This is a genomic window from Mycobacterium lacus (assembly GCF_010731535.1).
Classification (GTDB): domain Bacteria; phylum Actinomycetota; class Actinomycetes; order Mycobacteriales; family Mycobacteriaceae; genus Mycobacterium; species Mycobacterium lacus.
Genome location: NZ_AP022581.1, coordinates 2,655,576 through 2,671,479, shown reverse-complemented (window position 1 = coordinate 2,671,479; position 15,904 = coordinate 2,655,576). Strand labels below are relative to the sequence as shown.

The 15,904-nt window shown below is 66.8% G+C and carries 12 protein-coding genes and 1 pseudogene; 7 read left to right on the top strand and 6 right to left on the bottom strand.

Annotation, left to right across the window (positions count from 1 at the left end; translation table 11 throughout):
- Positions 1–28 precede the first annotated feature (28 nt).
- The 3 genes from G6N24_RS12210 to G6N24_RS12200 all read right to left on the bottom strand — a co-directional run bounded on the left by G6N24_RS12210 (position 29) and on the right by G6N24_RS12200 (position 4,602).
- Entirely contained in the window at positions 29–2,938 is a 2,910-nt protein-coding gene (locus G6N24_RS12210; RefSeq protein WP_085162920.1) for an MMPL/RND family transporter, read from the bottom strand.
- The gene (locus G6N24_RS12205; RefSeq protein WP_085162919.1) at positions 2,935–3,378 is read right to left on the bottom strand and encodes an MmpS family transport accessory protein; all 444 of its coding nucleotides are present in this window, start codon (positions 3,376–3,378) and stop codon (positions 2,935–2,937) included. Before G6N24_RS12205 ends, G6N24_RS12210 begins: the two co-directional genes overlap by 4 nt.
- Positions 3,379–3,543: 165 nt before the next feature.
- A complete protein-coding gene (locus G6N24_RS12200) occupies positions 3,544–4,602 on the bottom strand; it encodes an NAD(P)H-dependent amine dehydrogenase family protein (protein WP_085162982.1) in 1,059 nt (352 codons plus the stop codon).
- 134 nt (positions 4,603–4,736) lie between these two features.
- Here G6N24_RS12200 and G6N24_RS12195 point away from each other — a divergent pair, with 134 nt between their 5' ends.
- Positions 4,737–5,867 carry an enhanced intracellular survival protein Eis gene (locus tag G6N24_RS12195; RefSeq protein WP_407938710.1) on the top strand — a complete coding sequence of 377 codons (1,131 nt, stop codon included), beginning with the start codon at positions 4,737–4,739 and terminating at the stop codon, positions 5,865–5,867.
- An 851-nt stretch (positions 5,868–6,718) separates the two neighbouring features.
- On the opposite strand, the gene G6N24_RS12190 is transcribed toward G6N24_RS12195, so the two are convergent.
- Together G6N24_RS12190 and G6N24_RS12185 are read right to left on the bottom strand one after the other, a co-directional pair.
- Positions 6,719–7,834 (bottom strand): acyl-CoA dehydrogenase family protein, encoded by a 1,116-nt coding sequence (locus tag G6N24_RS12190; RefSeq protein ID WP_085162916.1) that lies wholly within the window; start codon positions 7,832–7,834, stop codon positions 6,719–6,721.
- Between the two features lie 24 nt (positions 7,835–7,858).
- Positions 7,859–8,392: pseudogene (locus G6N24_RS12185) on the bottom strand (acyl-CoA dehydrogenase family protein); the annotation flags it as partial.
- Between the two features lie 95 nt (positions 8,393–8,487).
- On the opposite strand from G6N24_RS12185, the gene G6N24_RS12180 reads away from it, so the two are divergent.
- From G6N24_RS12180 to holA, 3 genes are read left to right on the top strand one after another with little or no spacing between them, the layout of a single operon-like run.
- The gene (locus G6N24_RS12180; RefSeq protein WP_085162915.1) at positions 8,488–9,348 is read left to right on the top strand and encodes a ComEA family DNA-binding protein; all 861 of its coding nucleotides are present in this window, start codon (positions 8,488–8,490) and stop codon (positions 9,346–9,348) included.
- Between the two features lie 35 nt (positions 9,349–9,383).
- Positions 9,384–10,916, top strand: a complete 1,533-nt coding sequence (locus tag G6N24_RS12175; protein WP_232070801.1) for a ComEC/Rec2 family competence protein — start codon at positions 9,384–9,386, stop codon at positions 10,914–10,916.
- Positions 10,917–10,946: 30 nt separating this feature from the next.
- Positions 10,947–11,906 (top strand): DNA polymerase III subunit delta, encoded by a 960-nt coding sequence (holA, locus tag G6N24_RS12170; protein WP_139822635.1) that lies wholly within the window; start codon positions 10,947–10,949, stop codon positions 11,904–11,906.
- 4 nt (positions 11,907–11,910) lie between these two features.
- On the opposite strand, the gene rpsT is transcribed toward holA, so the two are convergent.
- Complete coding sequence (gene rpsT, locus G6N24_RS12165) at positions 11,911–12,174, bottom strand: 30S ribosomal protein S20 (protein WP_085162914.1); 264 nt, start codon at positions 12,172–12,174, stop codon at positions 11,911–11,913.
- Positions 12,175–12,301: 127 nt separating this feature from the next.
- Here rpsT and G6N24_RS12160 point away from each other — a divergent pair, with 127 nt between their 5' ends.
- From G6N24_RS12160 to G6N24_RS12150, 3 genes are read left to right on the top strand one after another with little or no spacing between them, the layout of a single operon-like run.
- On the top strand, positions 12,302–13,975 hold the full coding sequence (locus G6N24_RS12160; RefSeq protein WP_085162913.1) for a circularly permuted type 2 ATP-grasp protein: 1,674 nt from the start codon (positions 12,302–12,304) through the stop codon (positions 13,973–13,975).
- Positions 13,975–14,952 carry an alpha-E domain-containing protein gene (locus tag G6N24_RS12155; protein WP_085162912.1) on the top strand — a complete coding sequence of 326 codons (978 nt, stop codon included), beginning with the start codon at positions 13,975–13,977 and terminating at the stop codon, positions 14,950–14,952. The genes G6N24_RS12160 and G6N24_RS12155 overlap by 1 nt, the downstream gene beginning before the upstream one ends.
- Positions 14,952–15,791: a transglutaminase family protein gene (locus G6N24_RS12150; protein WP_085162911.1), complete on the top strand. Its 840-nt coding sequence runs from the start codon at positions 14,952–14,954 to the stop codon at positions 15,789–15,791. Before G6N24_RS12155 ends, G6N24_RS12150 begins: the two co-directional genes overlap by 1 nt.
- Positions 15,792–15,904: the final 113 nt, after the last annotated feature.

Sequence of the window (15,904 nt, the reverse complement as noted above, 5' to 3'; positions counted from 1 at the left end):
GTCCAGCCCAACTTCCGCGGTCTGCCCGCTATTGGGTGAGCCTTAGGCCTCGCGCCCGCCGGGCGTTATCACCGCGTGGGTGGACGATTTGCGGCCACCAGAACCAGCGGCCCAGCATGGTGGCGATCGACGGCATCAGCAACGTGCGCACGATCAACGTGTCGAGCAGCAGGCCAATGCACACGGTCGACCCGAACTGGCCCAGGACCCGCAAGTCGCTGCCGAGCATGGAAGCCATCGTGAACGCGAATACCAGGCCCGCGGCCGTCACCACCCCACCCGTGCCCGACATCGACCGGATGATCCCCGTCTTCAGCCCGGCATGGATCTCTTCCTTGAACCGGGAGACCAGCAACAGGTTGTAGTCGGATCCGACGGCCAACAGGATGATGATCGACAGCGCCATGACGACCCAGTGGATTTTGATGCCGAAGAGGTCCTGCCAGACGAGCACCGACAGACCGAACGACGCGGCAATCGAGCTGGCCGCGGTGCCGACGATCACCAGTGCGGCGACCAGACTTCGGGTGAGCAGCAGCATGATCATGAAGATCAGCGTCAGCGCCGACACCACCGCGATCATCAGGTCGTACTTGGCGCCGTCGTGCATGTCTTTGAAGGTGGCGGCCGTACCGCCCAGATACACCTTGGCGTCCGACAGCGAGGATTGCTTCAGGGCCTCCTGCGCCGCCGTTCGCTCCGCGTCGACCCGGGATATTCCTTCCGGCGTCATCGGATCGCCCTGGTGGGTGATGAAAAAGCGCGCCGACTTGCCGTCGGGTGATAGGAACATTCGCAGGCCGGTCTGGAAGTCCGGGTTGTCGAATGCCTCCGGGGGCAGGTAAAAGAAGTCGTCATTCTTCGATGCGTCGAAGCTTTGCCCCATGACGATCGCCGTATTGCTCATGGACTCCATTTGGTTGAGCATTGCCAAGAACGTGGCGTGCATCGTCAGCGTGAGGCCTTTTGTGGTCTTCATCGTTTCGATCATCGGCGGGATCAACACCAGCATCTCGTGGGTGGCCGCGGCGGTGCGCCCGATGTCACCCGAGAGTTGGTGGAACTTCTCGGCGAGCTGATCGAACCCGTCCAACGCGTCGAATAGGGACCGGAACGACCAGCAGATGGGAATGTCGTAGCAGTGCTTCTCCCAGTAGAAGTAGCTGCGTATCGGCCGCCAGAAGTCGTCGAAGTCCGCGACGTGGTCCCGCAAGGTGTCGGTGATGGCCGATGTTTCAGCCGTGGTCCTTGCGCTGTCGTCGGCCGCACTCGAAAGATCTTGTGTCACTTGGTACATCCGCTGCATGGTTTCGATCATGAACTGCATTTCGTCGGCCATCTTGAGGATGTCGTTCATTCGATCCCGCAGGAAAGCCATATTCTGCATGGTCGTTTGGCTCTGCATGCTGTTCTGGAACGGTATCGAGCTGTGTTGAATGGGAATGCCCAGCGGCCTGGTGATGTCCTGGATCATGGCGATGCCCACGGTGCGGATGATGTTTTTGGCCACTTTGTCCAAAACGAGCATGTCCGCCGGATTCCGCATGTCATGCTCGGCCTCGATCATCAGCATGTCGGGGTTCATCCGGGCCTGAGAGAAATGTCGGTCCGCGGCCGCGTATCCCAGGTTGGACGGGGCGCTGGTGGGCAGGTAGTACCGGTCGTTGTAGCTCGTCACATATCCGGGCAGGGCGATCATGCCGATCAGGACGACGGCGGCGCTGACGGCCAGAACCGGCACCGGCCAGCGCACGACCGCGGTGCCGACCCGCCGCCAGAGCCGGCCCCGTACCGCCCGTTTGCGTTCGAAAAGGCCGAACTTGCTGCCCACGAAGACGACGGCCGGGCCCAGCGTGAGGCCGGCCAGCACGACGACCAGCATTCCGATCGCCACCGGTGCGCCCATGGTGTTGAACCAGGGCAGCCGCGCGAAGCTCAGGCAGTACGTCGCCCCGGCGATGGTCAGTCCCGAACCCAGCACGACCGGGGCCACGCTACGAAACGTGGTGTAGTACGCCGTTTCCCGGTCCTCGCCGGCCTGGCGTGCTTCTTGATAGCGGCCCACCAGGAAGATCCCGTAGTCGGTGCCGGCCGCGATCGCCAGCATCGTGAGGATATTCGCCGCGAACGTGGTGAGCCCGAATACGTTGTGGTACCCGAGAACCGCGATGACTCCCCGCGACGAGGCCAACGCTATGCCGGTCATGAACAGCTGGACGAGCGTGGTGACGATGGAGCGGTAGACCAGCAGCAACATGACCGCGATCGCCGCCAGGGTGAACAGCGTGATCTTGGCCAGGCTGTCGTTCCCGATGATGTGCATGTCGTCGCTGAGTGCGGCGGGACCGGTCACATGGGCCCGCACCCCGGGAGGTGGCGGCGTGCGGTCGATGACCTTGCGCACCGCGTCGACGGAATCATTCGCCTGCGTCGTGCCCTGGTTGCCAGCAAGGTTCAACATGACATAGGAGCCCTTGGCGTCAGCGCTCTGTGCCCCCGCCGCGGTCAGTCGATCCCCCCAGAAGTCCTGGATGTGCTGGATGTGTGTCGGATCCTGCCGCAGTTGGCGAATCAGGTTGTCGTAGAAGCGGTGCGCGTCGTCGCCGAGGGATTGCCGACCTTCCAGGACGATCATGACCGTGCTGTTGGAATCGAATTCCCTGAAGTTGTGGCCCAGGCGCATCATCGCCTTCATCGACGGCGCGTCGAGCGGCGCCATCGGCGCCGAGTGCTGTTCGCTGACCACTTCCAGTCGCGGAACGATGACGTTCACGACGACCGTCAGGAGCACCCAGGCCAGGATGATCGGCACCGCGAAGATGCGGATCGTGTGTGGGATGACGGGTCGGTGGCCGCGCTGCGGGCGCTCGATGCCCTCGATGTTGATCGGCGCGGTGTCCTCGGTGCCGACGCGGGTCCTGCTGTTCACATCGCTCATGCCGACTTCACCAGGCAGAAGGTCTGGGCGCCCAGGCCGTCGGCCCGTTTCTCTTCCCGCACGACTCCGTCGACGGTGATGCGGCAGCCGATCCGATCGCCGTCGCCTTGTGCCATGATGTTGGCGCTCACCGAGGGCAGCGTCGTCGAGATCGTGAACGACCACGGCAGCGCGGCGGCATTGACCTGGTGCGTGTTGGCGTTCTCGTCCCAGTAGTTGATGTTTGCGGTGGTCCCGGCCGACCCGAAGACCTCATAGGTGACGACCTTCGGATTGAACTGCACGATCTCGATCCCGGCGCCGGCGTTCGCATTGAGGTCGGCGGAGCCGAAGATCTTGTGCAGCCGCGACACCACCAGTCCCGAGACCGCCAGCACGACCACCAGCACCAGGGGTATCCAAACTCGTCTGACCGCGCGGGTAATGGGAACCGAGCTCATCTCACCGCCTTCTACGAATATTCAGGCGCCGATCCTGCGGTGTAACGCCCCATCGGAGGGCTTGCTTTCTGCGTCACCGCAGCCGGCAGAATATTTGCTCGGCTAAGCATCCTAGACCTTAGTGCACGGATGCGTTCCTCGGGGTCCCGTCAAGCGGCGAACGACCTAGCGGGCAACGCGGCCGGTGATGGGCGGCAGATCGGCGAGCGTCACGATCCCGGGTTTGGCGGCCACCACCGCGGGCACCGCATTGGTGACCGGCATCGCGGTGTAGATCATGCCCAGGCCCATGAACCCGGGCTCGGGCCAATCCCGCGGCGGCAGGCAGTGCAGGACGGTGCGCATGTTGGGCAACCCAAAAACTTGGATCACGTGGCCGTGCTCGAGCGGCTTGGGCGGAACCACGTGATTGCCCATGACCCAGTTGAATCCGACGCTGACCACGTTGCGGTCACCGGCCCAGCCGCGGTGGTAGCCGTAGACGCCGCCGACGGTTCCGGCCGGGATCTTCATGAAGCCCAAATCGGTGTCGGCGGTGGCGGCGGTGAAGGTGACGTCGAACGTCATGCGGTCCAGCCGTGCCCCGATCGCATCGGCCATCATCGCCGCCGACTCAGCGAAGACCTCGCTTTCGGCCCGCACGCTCTCGGCCAGCCCCGGCGTGTCGGGATCTTGTGAGAACCCCATCGCCGTCTGGGTTTCCGCGGACTCGTAGGTCGAGCAGTCCACCGACTCGGTGATGCGGATCTCGTCGACGCGCTCGCAGGCCGCGCTGAGCACCATGCCGACCAGGTTCGACATCCCGGGATGTGCGCCGCTGCCGAAGATCGTCGAGCCGCCGCGCTCGCAGGCGGCGATGATGCGTTCGCGGTCCGCAGGTGTCTGCTTGCCGCCGGTGATCCAGGCGGCGCTGGAGCACACGTTGACGCCCGACTCCAGCAAGCGCACCAGCTCGCCGATGTTGGGCCACAACGGGTTATAGCAACATGCGTCGGCGCCCAGCGCGAGCAGCGCGTCGATGTCGTTGGTGGCGCGCACGCCGGTCGGCTCCGGCCAGCCCGCCAGCTCGGCGGCGTCAACGCCGACCTTGTCCGGCCCGTGTGCATACACGCCGACGAGCTCCATGTCGGGTCTTCCGATGATGGCGTGCAGCGATCGCCGTCCTATGTTCCCGGTCGTCCACTGGATCACGCGCAGCGGACGGTCTGCGCTGGTTGTTCCCATCGAGTGCTCCTTCGGCGGTGCGACGGGAGTCATTATCGCGGCGATATTCGGATGCGCGCGGGCGCGGGTGTGTGCCAGAGTCGGATGCCGTGACCCTGCGTGTTAGCAGTCCGACCGAGGATGACTGGCCGGGAATGTACTTCCTAGCCGGGGCCAGCTTCACCGATTTCATCGGTCCCCAGGCGGCGAACGCGTGGCGGTCCCTGGTGCCGACCGACGGCGCGGTGGTGGTCCGTGATGGCTCCGACCTGGTCGGGATGGCGCTGTATCTGGACCTGCGGCTGACGGTGCCGGGTGCAACGGTGCTGCCGACGGCCGGTCTCAGCTTCGTGGCCGTCGCACCGACGCATCGCCGACGCGGGTTGCTGCGCGCCATGTGCACCGAATTGCACCGGCGCATAGCCGATTCCGGGTACCCGCTGGCCGCGCTGTATGCCAGCGAGGGCGGCATCTACGGCCGGTTCGGCTACGGGCCCGCCACTGTCCTGCATGAGCTGACGGTCGACCGGCGCTTCGCCCGCCTGCGCGCCGACGCACCCGACGGCGGTGCGGTCCGATTGGTCAGACCGGCCGAGCACCGCGACGAGTTCGCGGCTATCTACGAGCGCTGGCGCCTGCGGGTGCCCGGCGGGCTGCTGCGCCCGCCGGTGCTGTGGGACGAGCTGCTGGCCGAATGTAGTGCCTCGCCCGGTGGGGACCGTGAATCCTTCGCGTTACTGCACCCCGACGGCTACGCGCTGTATCGGGTGGATCGTACCGATCTCAAGCGGGCGCGCGTCGACGAGCTGCGGGCCATTACCGCCGACGCGCACGGCGCGTTGTGGCGAGCACTGCTGGGGCTCGACTCGATGGAGCGGGTCAGCATCGTCACCCATGCGGAGGACCCGTTGCCCTACCTGCTCACCGATGCCCGGCTGGCCCGCAGTACCTGGCGCCAGGACGGCCTGTGGCTGCGGCTCATGGATGTGCCGGCCGCCCTCGAGGCACGCGGCTATGCCGGGGATCTCGCCACGGTGGTCGGCGTATCCGATGGTGGCCGATTCGCGCTGGAGATCCGCGACGGCCGCGCGCGTTGTACACCGACGGATGCGGCGGCCGAGATCGAGATGGGTATCGACGTGTTGGGCAGTCTGTACCTGGGCACGCACCGGGCGTCGACGTTGGCGGCCGCTAACCGGTTGTGCGCCAAGGACTCCCGTTTGGTGGGACGCCTAGATGCGGCGTTTGTCAGCGATGTTCCCGCCGAGAGCGCGTTCGAATTCTAAAGCGCGACCCGCCGATGGGGTCGCTGTCTGATCGACCAAGCGCAGATCTTGATGGTCCGGCCTGCGGTCCGCGCCCCAAGGGGACATCGCACGACACTGCGCTCAGCCCGCCAGAATGCTCAACACCGCAGCAGCCAATAGCAACAGCACCGCGCCCAGCAGGGATCCCACTTTGAGGACTCCCGACACTGTGAAGTGCTGGCCCTTCAACACGGCAACAACGGCTAATGAGACGGTTACTAGCGTCGTAGCGCTGGTTATCGCAGTAGCCGAGCGCGTATTCAATCTGTCGCGCCGGTCATACTCCCGGTCGAGTTCTTCGCGATGAACGCACCCCATTCGCTTCCTTGCTCATCCGTCGCTGGTGTCGCCGTGAATCAGCTTCCGTACGACATCGATCGCCGCCCCCCCAGTGAAGAAGGCTCGCCCCGGGTGCTCACTTCGGTCTCCCACCGGATCAGCGGTGGCGGGGGCTTGGGTTCGTGGGCCGGCGGCGTGTTGGGCGGCGGAGCAGTGGGCTGCTGCGGTTCACCGTTACTCACCTAAACCTCCCAGTTATCGGTTGCTCCCAGACTAACCGCGGCCTGGCGTGATTACGACTTTGGCGCCTCGTGTTGGCGGCGGTCACGACAGCCGGCGGCCCTGCAATGCCTGTGGCCTAGCACGCGCTCGGTTATGGGTGGGAAAGTTCGCCGTGCTATCCAGAGCGGCGCCCGCATGGGTCGCGGTCTCGTGTCGGCTGCTGCGCATCGTGACGGCTCGGGCCGGGACAGCCGACCGGGCCGAGCTATCGTCCACACGGATCACTCATTACGGATCACGTTGTAGTGCAAGCAGAGTCCGGCCACCGACTACAGCCTGGCCAGCTCGTAGTCGGCGATGTGGTCGATGAGGACCTGCAGGTGGTCGTGTGTGGAGCCCAGGGTCTGCTCGATCGCGGTGAGCCGGGCGGCGTAGTGGCCGACGGGATACTCCGCGGTGATGCCGATGCCACCGTGCAACTGGATCGATTCCTGTGCGATATGGCGGCCCGACCGACCGATTTGCAGCTTCGCCCGCGACGCGATCACCGGGTCAAGGTTGCCGTCGGCGATCGACATTGCGGCATAGAGGTTCATGCTGCGGGCCATTTCCAGCGACACATACACGTCGGCGGCGCGCTGGGTGAGCGCCTGGAAGTTGTTGAGCGTGACGCCGAATTGCTTGCGCGTCTTGAGGTAATCGGTGGTGAGGCGGAGGGCTTCCTCCATCGCTCCGACGGCCTCGGAGCACAGCGCCGACTGGATGCGGATGCCGGCGTCGCGGATGGCGGTGGTGGCGTCCCGAGTTCTGGGCCCATCGCCGAGCGGTTCGGCGGGTGTTCGGTCCAGATCGATCTGGGCGCCGCGCTGAGCGTCGAATGTCGGGTACTGGTGCCGATTTACGGCGGCTCCATCGACCAGGAACAACCCGGTGCCACCGTCCGGCAACGCGGCGCTGACCACCACCGTGTCGGCGCAGTCACCGGCGAGCACCGGGTTCTTGCGTCCGGTCAGTGTCCACGAATCTCCTTGCCGCACAGCCTTGGTGGCAACATCGGCGGTAGGCAGGAGATGGCCGGGTTCGAGGTGGGCGAACGCCAGCAGTCGTTGGCCGGCCGCGACATCGTCCAGCAGTTGTATCTGCGCTTCGGTGCCGAGCTCGGCGATGATCGTGCCGGGCGCCAGTGCGGCATGCACGATGGGTTCGGGCGCCAGCCGACGCCCGACTTCGATGAGCACGAGCATGATCTCGATCTGGCCCGCCTCGACCGGCTCGAACCCGAGGCCCAGAATGCCGGTGTCGGCGAGCTGACTCCACACCTCGCGGCTCCAGCCGAGTTCGGTGTCGATCACCTTGTTGCGGCTCTCCGCGTCGTAGCTGCGAGACAGTAGTTCGCGGGTGGTGTCGGCGAGCAGCGTCTGCTCATCACTGCACTGAAAGTCCATGACTGCCTCACAATCCCAACATGCTCATAAGCCCAGAATGGTGGATGCGATGATGTTGCGCTGCACCTCGTTGCTGCCGCCGTAGATGGATGTCTTGCGGTAGTTGAGGTAGTGCGGGGCGCTGGTTCGCGCCCAGTAGGGAGAAGCGAGGTCATCTCCGTCGACCGGCAGCGCATCCGGTCCGGCCACCTCCACCAGCAATTCGGTTGCTACCTGCTGCAATTGGCTGCTCCGCAACTTGAGCACCGACGACGCCGGGTTGGGCTTACCGTCCGCGGAACTCGAGACCACGCGGGCCTGGGTGAGTTCCAGTGCCAGCAGCTCATTTTCGGCCTCGGCCAGTCGCGCGGCGAACAGGGGATCGTCGAGCAGTCCGGTGTGCGCGGCGTGCTTCTTCACCTGGGCGAGGCGCACCTTGGTGCGACCCACGTCCGCGATGCCGGTGCGTTCGTTGCCGAGCAGGAACTTCGCGTATGTCCAACCGTGGTTCTCCTGTCCGACAAGCTGATCGGCGGGCACCCGAACGTCGCAGAAGAACACCTCGTTGACTTCGTTGCCCGCGCCTGTGCACAGCCTCGGGTTGATCCACAGGCAGGCATTGCGAGCCCGCCCGGTGGGGCCGTCATGACGGTCGCCGCGCCTACGGTCGGCGCATGCGAACAGAACTTCCCGCCGAGCGCCTGCGCCGACGGCTCGGTGCCGACCCCGATGCCGACTCGTGTCCCGATCTGGACGCCGCAGAATCCGAGCACCCGGACGAAGGCCCGAACTCGCTGCTGCCGCGCTGGCTTCCGGACACGCCGCGTGGCACGGGCTGGGTGGCCAGGGTCCGTGCCGATCCCGGCCGGGCGGGTGCCATTGCACTGGCGGTGGTGGCCGCCCTCGCGGTGCTGGTCACCATATTCACCCTGGTGCGCGATCGGCCCGCCCCGGTGATGTCGGCCAAACTTCCTTCGGTGGAACGGGTTTCACCGGCTTCGGGGACGAGCCCCCGGTCGTCGGCAAGCCCGGGTGCCGGCCCGGACCGTCCCGTGGTGGTCAGCGTGGTGGGCCTGGTGCACACCCCTGGACTGGTCACCCTGGCGCCGGGCGCGCGGATCGCCGACGCGCTGCAGGCGGCCGGCGGCGCGATCGACGGCGCGGACACGATCGGGCTGAACATGGCCCGCCAGGTCGGCGACGGCGAGCAGATCGTGGTCGGGCTCGCTCCTGCGTCGGGGCAGCCCACGGCCCTGGGCAGTTCGGTGAGCGCGGGCACGGCCTCGGGGCCGGTATCTGGACCGCCCGCTGCCCCCGGCACCTCGGGCAGGCCGCAGCCGGGTGACGTGCTTGACCTCAATTCCGCGACCGTGGAGCAACTCGACACGCTGCCCGGCGTCGGGCCCGTCACCGCCGCCGCGATCGTGGCGTGGCGCCAGCACAACGGCAAGTTCACCAGCGTCGACCAACTCGCCGACGTCGACGGCATCGGCCCGGCGCGGCTCGACAAGCTGCGTGCCCTCGTTCGTGTGTGACCTCGGTGCGCCGCCCGGGCTCCGGCGAATCGGCGGTGGCGCACCTGGACGTGCGCCTGGTCCCGGCCGCATTGACCAGCTGGTCGGTGACCGCTGGCGGGATCGTGTGGCCCATCGGCGGTGCGCTCGCGTCGTGCTGCGGCGCATTGGCCGCCGCATCGGGGGCGTTGTGGTGGCGCGCGACGCGCCAGCCGCGGCGAGCGCCGCGGCTGCGTGCGATCAGCGCCGGGTTGGTGGGGATCGGCGTGGTGGGCGCGGGGTTCGGGCTCGCGGTCGCGATGCGTGCCGACTCGGTCGGTCACCACCCGATCGCCGAGGCGTTTGGCACCTCCGCCCCGGTGACGGTAACCCCCAGCGAGAGCCCGCTGTCGTTGGGGCGCGGCCGGTTGATGTTCCGGGCGACGCTGCAGCGGCTGCGCGACGACGAGACCTCCGGACGGGTAGTGGTTTTCGCGCGCGCGTCGGACTACGGCGAGCTGATGGTGGGCCAGCCAGTGCGGTTCACGGCGCGCATCACCCGGCCCGCCCGCCGTGACCTGACGGTCGCGGTGCTCAACGCGACGGGCCGGCCGACCATGGGCCGGGCCGCGCCGGTGCAACGGGCCGCGCACGCCGTCCGCGGTCGTTTCGCCGCCGCAGCTCGCGGGGTGCTGCCTGCCGATCAGGCTGCGATGCTGCCCGCCCTGGTGCTCGGTGATACCTCGGCGGTGACGACCGAAACCGGCCGCGAATTCCGCGCGGCGGGCATGACGCATCTGACGGCCGTGTCGGGGGCCAACGTCACCATCGTCTGCGCTGCGGTGCTGTTCTCGGCGCGGCTGTTCGGGCCCCGCGCGGCCGTGACGATGGCCGCCGTGGCACTGATCGCTTTTGTCGTCGTCGTGCAGCCGACGGCCAGCGTCATGCGGGCGGCCGTGATGGGCGCCATCGCATTGGCCGGGATGCTGTCTTCGCGTCGGCGGCAAGCGATTCCGGCCCTATCGGCCACCGTATTGCTGCTGATGGCCATTGCGCCGCAGCTGGCCGTCGACATCGGCTTTGCGCTGTCGGTGGTGGCGACGGCCGCTTTGGTGGTCATCGCGCCGATCTGGTCGCGGCGCCTGGTCGGCCGCGGCTGCCCCAAGCCGCTAGCGGACGCCCTTTCGGTCGCATGGGCCGCGCAGGTGGTGACCGCCCCGTTGGTCGCCGGCATCTCGGGCCGGGTCAGCCTGGTGGCGGTGGCCGCCAATCTCGCGGTGGCTGCCGTGATAGCACCCATCACCGTGCTGGGCACCGCGACGGCCGTGTTGGTCGTCGCGTGGCCGGCCGGCGCGCAGCTGCTGATCCGTTTCACCGGGCCCGAGCTGTGGTGGGTGTTGCGGGTGGCGCACTGGGCCGCCGGAATGCCCGCGGCGACCGTGCCGGTTCCCGCCGGTCTTCCGGGCGTGCTGGTGGTCGCCGGCCTGTCGGTGCTCGTGGTTTCGCTGTGGCGCTGGCGGTGGTTTCGCGTGGTGACCAGTTCAGCCCTCGGGGTGGCCATCGCGTGCATCCTGGCCTGGTCACTGTCGGGGCTCGTCGGAGGCCCGTGACAGGATCGTGGGGTGAACGACGTCGCGTCGCTGCACCTGATCCTGGGGGACGAGGAACTCCTGGTCGAGCGGGCTGTGGCGGAGGTGCTGGGGTCGGTCCGGAAGCGCGCAGGCGCCGACTCAGGCACGTCCGACGTCCCGGTGAGCCGAACGCGGGCCGGCGACGTCGGTACCTATGAGCTCGCCGAGCTGCTGAGCCCGTCCCTGTTCGGTGAGGAGCGCCTCGTCGTCCTAGAGGCCGCCGCCGAGGCCGGCAAGGAGGCGGCCGCACTGATCGCCTCGGCCGCGGCCGACCTGCCGCCGGGCACCGTGCTCGCGGTGGTCCACTCGGGCGGTGGTCGCGCCAAAGGGTTGGCCACCCAGTTGCAGAGGCTGGGCGCGCAGGTGCATCCGTGCGCGCGCATCACCAAGGTCAGCGAGCGCGCCGACTTCATCCGCGGGGAGTTTCGCTCGTTGCGCGTCAAGGTCGACGAGGAGACGGTGACGGCGCTGCTGGACGCCGTTGGTTCCGACATCCGGGAACTCGCCTCGGCCTGTTCACAATTGGCCGCCGATACCGCCGGTCGCGTGGATGCCGCCGCCGTGCGTCGCTATCACAGCGGCAAGGCAGAGGTGAAGGGCTTCGACATCGCCGACAAGGCCGTGGCCGGCGATGTGGCGGGCGCCACGGAGTCGCTGCGCTGGGCGATGATGCGCGGCGAGCCGCTGGTGGTGCTGGCCGACGCGCTGGCCGAAGCCGTGCACACCATCGGCCGGGTGGGGCCCCAGTCGGGGGACCCATACCGCCTGGCGGCGCAGCTGGGAATGCCGCCCTGGCGAGTTCAGAAGGCCCAGAAGCAGGCCCGGCGATGGTCGCGCGACACGGTGGCCACCGCGATGAAAGTGGTGGCGGAACTCAACGCGAACGTCAAGGGCGCGGTCGCGGACGCCGACTACGCGCTGGAATCGGCGGTCAGAAAAATCGCCGAACTAGCGGCCGACCGGAGCTGACGGGTCAGCCGAGCGCGTTCAGGGACTTGGCCAGCGCCGACTTCTTGTTGGCCGCCTGGTTCTTGTGGATCACACCCTTGCTGGCAGCCTTGTCCAGCTTGCGGTTGGTCGACACCAGCAATTCCGCGGCCTTTTCCTTGTCGCCGGACTGGGCCGCCTCGCGGAACGCGCGGACCGCGGTGCGAAGCGAGGACTTCACCGACTTGTTGCGCAGCCGGGCGCGCTCGTTGGTACGGTTGCGCTTCTGCTGCGACTTGATGTTGGCCACGCTTGAGTTCCCTTGAGTCGATTCGGCTGACGGCAGGCGTTGGTTCGGCTGCCCAGGTTATCAGTCGGTTACGATTTCCGACAAAAGCGGCACCCCTGGCCTGCTGAAACGGCCAGATTGAGGCAGCATGTCACAGGTGAGCCTTCCAAGCCCGCTCGAACGGACTCAACCACGGTCGCGCGCCCGTACCGAGCGCATCTTCGGCGGGTATAACACGTCGGAGGGCTATTCGATGGCCTTCGACGAGATGTTCGACCCCGCGGGCAATGTCCGCGGCCCATACAAGGGCATCTACGCCGAGCTTGCGCCCTCGGACGCGTCGGATCTGAAGGCCCGGGCGAAGGCGCTGGCCCGAGCCTTCATCGACCAGGGCATCACGTTCTCGCTGTCAGGCCAGGAGCGGCCATTCCCGCTCGACTTGGTGCCCCGGGTGATCTCGGCCGCGGAGTGGAGCCGGCTGGAGCGCGGCATCACCCAGCGGGTCAAGGCTCTCGAGATGTACCTGGACGACATCTACGGCGATCAGGAGATCCTGCACGACGGCGTCATCCCGCGCCGCCTGGTGACCTCCTGCGAACACTTCCACCGCCAGGCCGTGGGCATCGTCCCGCCCAACGGGGTGCGAATCCACGTCGCCGGCATCGACTTGATCCGCGATGACCGCGGAAACTTCCGGGTGCTCGAGGACAACCTTCGGTCGCCGTCGGGGGTCTCCTACGTCATGGAGAACCGGCGCACCATGGCGCGGGTCTTCCCGAACCTGTTCGCCACCCACCGGGTACGGGCGGTCGACGATTACTCATCGCACCTGCTGCGGGCGCTGCGCAACTCCGCGGCCACCAACGAGGCGGATCCGACGGTGGTCGTCCTGACTCCGGGGGTGCACAACTCGGCGTACTTCGAACATTCGCTGCTGGCCCGCCAGATGGGTGTCGAGCTGGTCGAGGGCCGCGACCTGTTCTGCCGCGACAACCAGGTATACATGCGTACCACCGAAGGGGAGCGCCAGGTCGACGTCATCTACCGGCGCATCGACGATGCCTTCCTGGACCCGCTGCAGTTCCGTGCCGATTCGGTGCTCGGGGTGGCCGGTCTGGTCAACGCCGCGCGCGCCGGCAACGTCGTCATCTCCAGTGCGATCGGCAACGGCGTCGGCGACGACAAACTTGTCTATACCTATGTGCCGACCATGATCGAGTACTACCTGCGCGAAAAGCCGCTGCTGGCCAACGTGGATACCTTCCGTTGTTGGCTGGATGACGAACGTGAAGAGGTGCTGGACCGAATCCGTGAATTGGTCCTCAAGCCGGTCGAGGGGTCGGGCGGCTACGGCATCGTGTTCGGCCCGGAAGCCTCCGAGAAGGAACTCGCGGCCGTCGCCAAGAAGATCCGAGACGATCCCAGAAGCTGGATCGCCCAGCCGATGATGGAGCTGTCGACCGTGCCGACCCAGGTCGAAAGCACACTGGCGCCCCGCTACGTCGACCTGCGGCCGTTCGCGGTCAACGACGGCAACGAGGTGTGGGTGCTGCCGGGCGGGCTGACCCGCGTGGCGCTGGTCGAGGGATCGCGGGTGGTCAACTCCAGCCAGGGCGGCGGCTCGAAGGACACCTGGGTGCTGGCGCCGCGCGCGGCGGCCGGCGAGCGTGAACTCGGTGCCGCGCAGGTTGTGCGCGCGCTGCCGCAGTCTTTGCCCGAGCGTCCACTCGACGGGTCGGGTCCACCGCAGCAGGTGCAGCCGATTTCGCAGCCGCAGGATGAGCAACCGCAGCAGCAGCAACAACAGAAGGCCATCCACTGATGCTCGCGCGCAATGCCGAGGCACTGTATTGGATCGGTCGCTACGTGGAGCGCGCCGACGATACCGCGCGCATTCTCGATGTGGCCGTGCACCAATTGCTCGAGGACTCCAGCGTCGATCCTGACCACGCTTCCCGGCTGCTATTGCGGGTGCTCGGCATCGAGCCTCCGGATCACGCCCTGGATGTGTGGTCGCTGACCGACCTGGTGGCGTTTCGCTCCAACACCTCGGGCGGCTGCTCGATCGTCGACGCCATCTCCGCGGCGCGGGAAAACGCAAGGTCGGCAAGGGAAGTCACGTCCAGCGAGACCTGGGAGTGCCTCAACACGACATACCATGCCCTCGCGGAACGCGAACGTGCCGCCAAACGCCTTGGGCCGCACGAGTTTTTGTCGTTCATCGAGGGTCGTGCCGCGATGTTCGCCGGCTTGGCCGACTCGACGCTCTCGCGCGACGACGGGTACCGCTTCATGCTGCTGGGTCGCGCGATCGAACGGGTCGATATGACGGTGCGGCTGTTGCTGTCGCGGGTGGGGGACAGTGCGTCATCCCCGGCGTGGGTGACGCTGTTGCGTTCGGCCGGTGCGCATGACACGTATCTGCGTACCTACCGTGGCGTGTTGGATGCGGGACGAGTGGTCGAGTTCATGATGCTCGATCGGCTGTTCCCGCGCTCGGTGTTCTATTCGCTGAGGCTGGCGGAGCACAACCTCGACGAGCTGTTGCACAATCCGCAGAGCCGGGTTGGGGCGACCGTGGAAGCGCAGCGGCTGCTCGGGCAGGCGCGCAGCGAACTGGAATTCGTGCAACCCGGTGCGTTGCTCGAGACGTTGGAAACCCGGTTGGCGGGCTTGCAGAGAACCTGCCGTGATGTGGGAGATGCCTTGGCGCTGCAGTATTTCCACGCCGCGCCCTGGGTGGCCTGGTCGGACGCGGGCGAGCGCGGCCGACTGGTAACCAGGCAGGGAGAATCCTGATGTGGCGGATGCGGGTGGTACACACCACCGGGTACATCTACCAGTCCCCCGCGACGGCCTCCTACAACGAGGCCAGGCTGACGCCGCGATCCAACACCCGGCAAAACGTCATCCTCAACCGTGTGGAGACCATTCCGGCGACCCGCTCCTACCGCTACATCGACTATTGGGGTACCGCCGTGACGGCGTTCGACCTGCATGCGCCGCACACCGAACTGACGGTGACATCCTCGTCGGTCGTCGAGACCGAGCGCCCCGAGCCACCGGTGGCAAAGGTCACCTGGGAAGACCTGCAATCGGCGGATGTGATCGATCGGTTCGACGAAGTGCTGCGGGCCACCGACTACACCCCGGCAAGCAAACGCGTTGCGGCCGTGGGCAGGCGGATCGCCAAGTACCACGACCCGTGCGAAGCCGTCGCGGCCGCGGCCCGGTGGGCGCGCAGCGAGATGGACTACATTCGCGGCACCACCGGTGTGCACTCGTCGGGGTTGGAGGCACTGGAGAAGGGCAAGGGCGTGTGCCAGGACTTCGCGCATTTGTCGCTAATGGTGCTGCGCAGCATGGGAATTCCCGCACGGTATGTGTCCGGTTATTTGCACCCGAAGCGCAACGCCGTCATCGGAAAGACGGTCGACGGCCGCAGCCACGCCTGGATCGAAGCCTGGACGGGCGGCTGGTGGGCCTATGATCCCACCAATGACACCGAGATCACCGAGCAATACATCAGCGTGGGTGCCGGCCGCGACTACGCCGACGTGTCCCCGATGAAAGGCATTTACTCCGGGGAGGGTGTCACCGACCTCGATGTCGTCGTAGAGATCACCCGTTTGGCCTAAGCCAAGTTCGCCGGGCCCACAACCTGCGTTTCGGTTAAATCGGGTCCGCTCGCGCTGTCCGGCGGCAACATGGGCACTGTGAACGGTTTGGCTGGTAGGACCGGTTCGAGTCG

Excerpts from the sequence above, each read along its gene's own strand:
- G6N24_RS12210 (WP_085162920.1), bottom strand. The coding sequence starts at position 2,938 with ATGAGCGATGTGAACAGCAGGACCCGCGTCGGCACCGAGGACACCGCG.
- G6N24_RS12205 (WP_085162919.1), bottom strand. The coding sequence starts at position 3,378 with ATGAGCTCGGTTCCCATTACCCGCGCGGTCAGACGAGTTTGGATACCC.
- G6N24_RS12200 (WP_085162982.1), bottom strand. The coding sequence starts at position 4,602 with ATGGGAACAACCAGCGCAGACCGTCCGCTGCGCGTGATCCAGTGGACG.
- G6N24_RS12195 (WP_407938710.1), top strand. The coding sequence starts at position 4,737 with ATGTACTTCCTAGCCGGGGCCAGCTTCACCGATTTCATCGGTCCCCAG.
- G6N24_RS12190 (WP_085162916.1), bottom strand. The coding sequence starts at position 7,834 with ATGGACTTTCAGTGCAGTGATGAGCAGACGCTGCTCGCCGACACCACC.
- G6N24_RS12180 (WP_085162915.1), top strand. The coding sequence starts at position 8,488 with ATGCGAACAGAACTTCCCGCCGAGCGCCTGCGCCGACGGCTCGGTGCC.
- G6N24_RS12160 (WP_085162913.1), top strand. The coding sequence starts at position 12,302 with ATGTCACAGGTGAGCCTTCCAAGCCCGCTCGAACGGACTCAACCACGG.
- G6N24_RS12155 (WP_085162912.1), top strand. The coding sequence starts at position 13,975 with ATGCTCGCGCGCAATGCCGAGGCACTGTATTGGATCGGTCGCTACGTG.
- G6N24_RS12150 (WP_085162911.1), top strand. The coding sequence starts at position 14,952 with ATGTGGCGGATGCGGGTGGTACACACCACCGGGTACATCTACCAGTCC.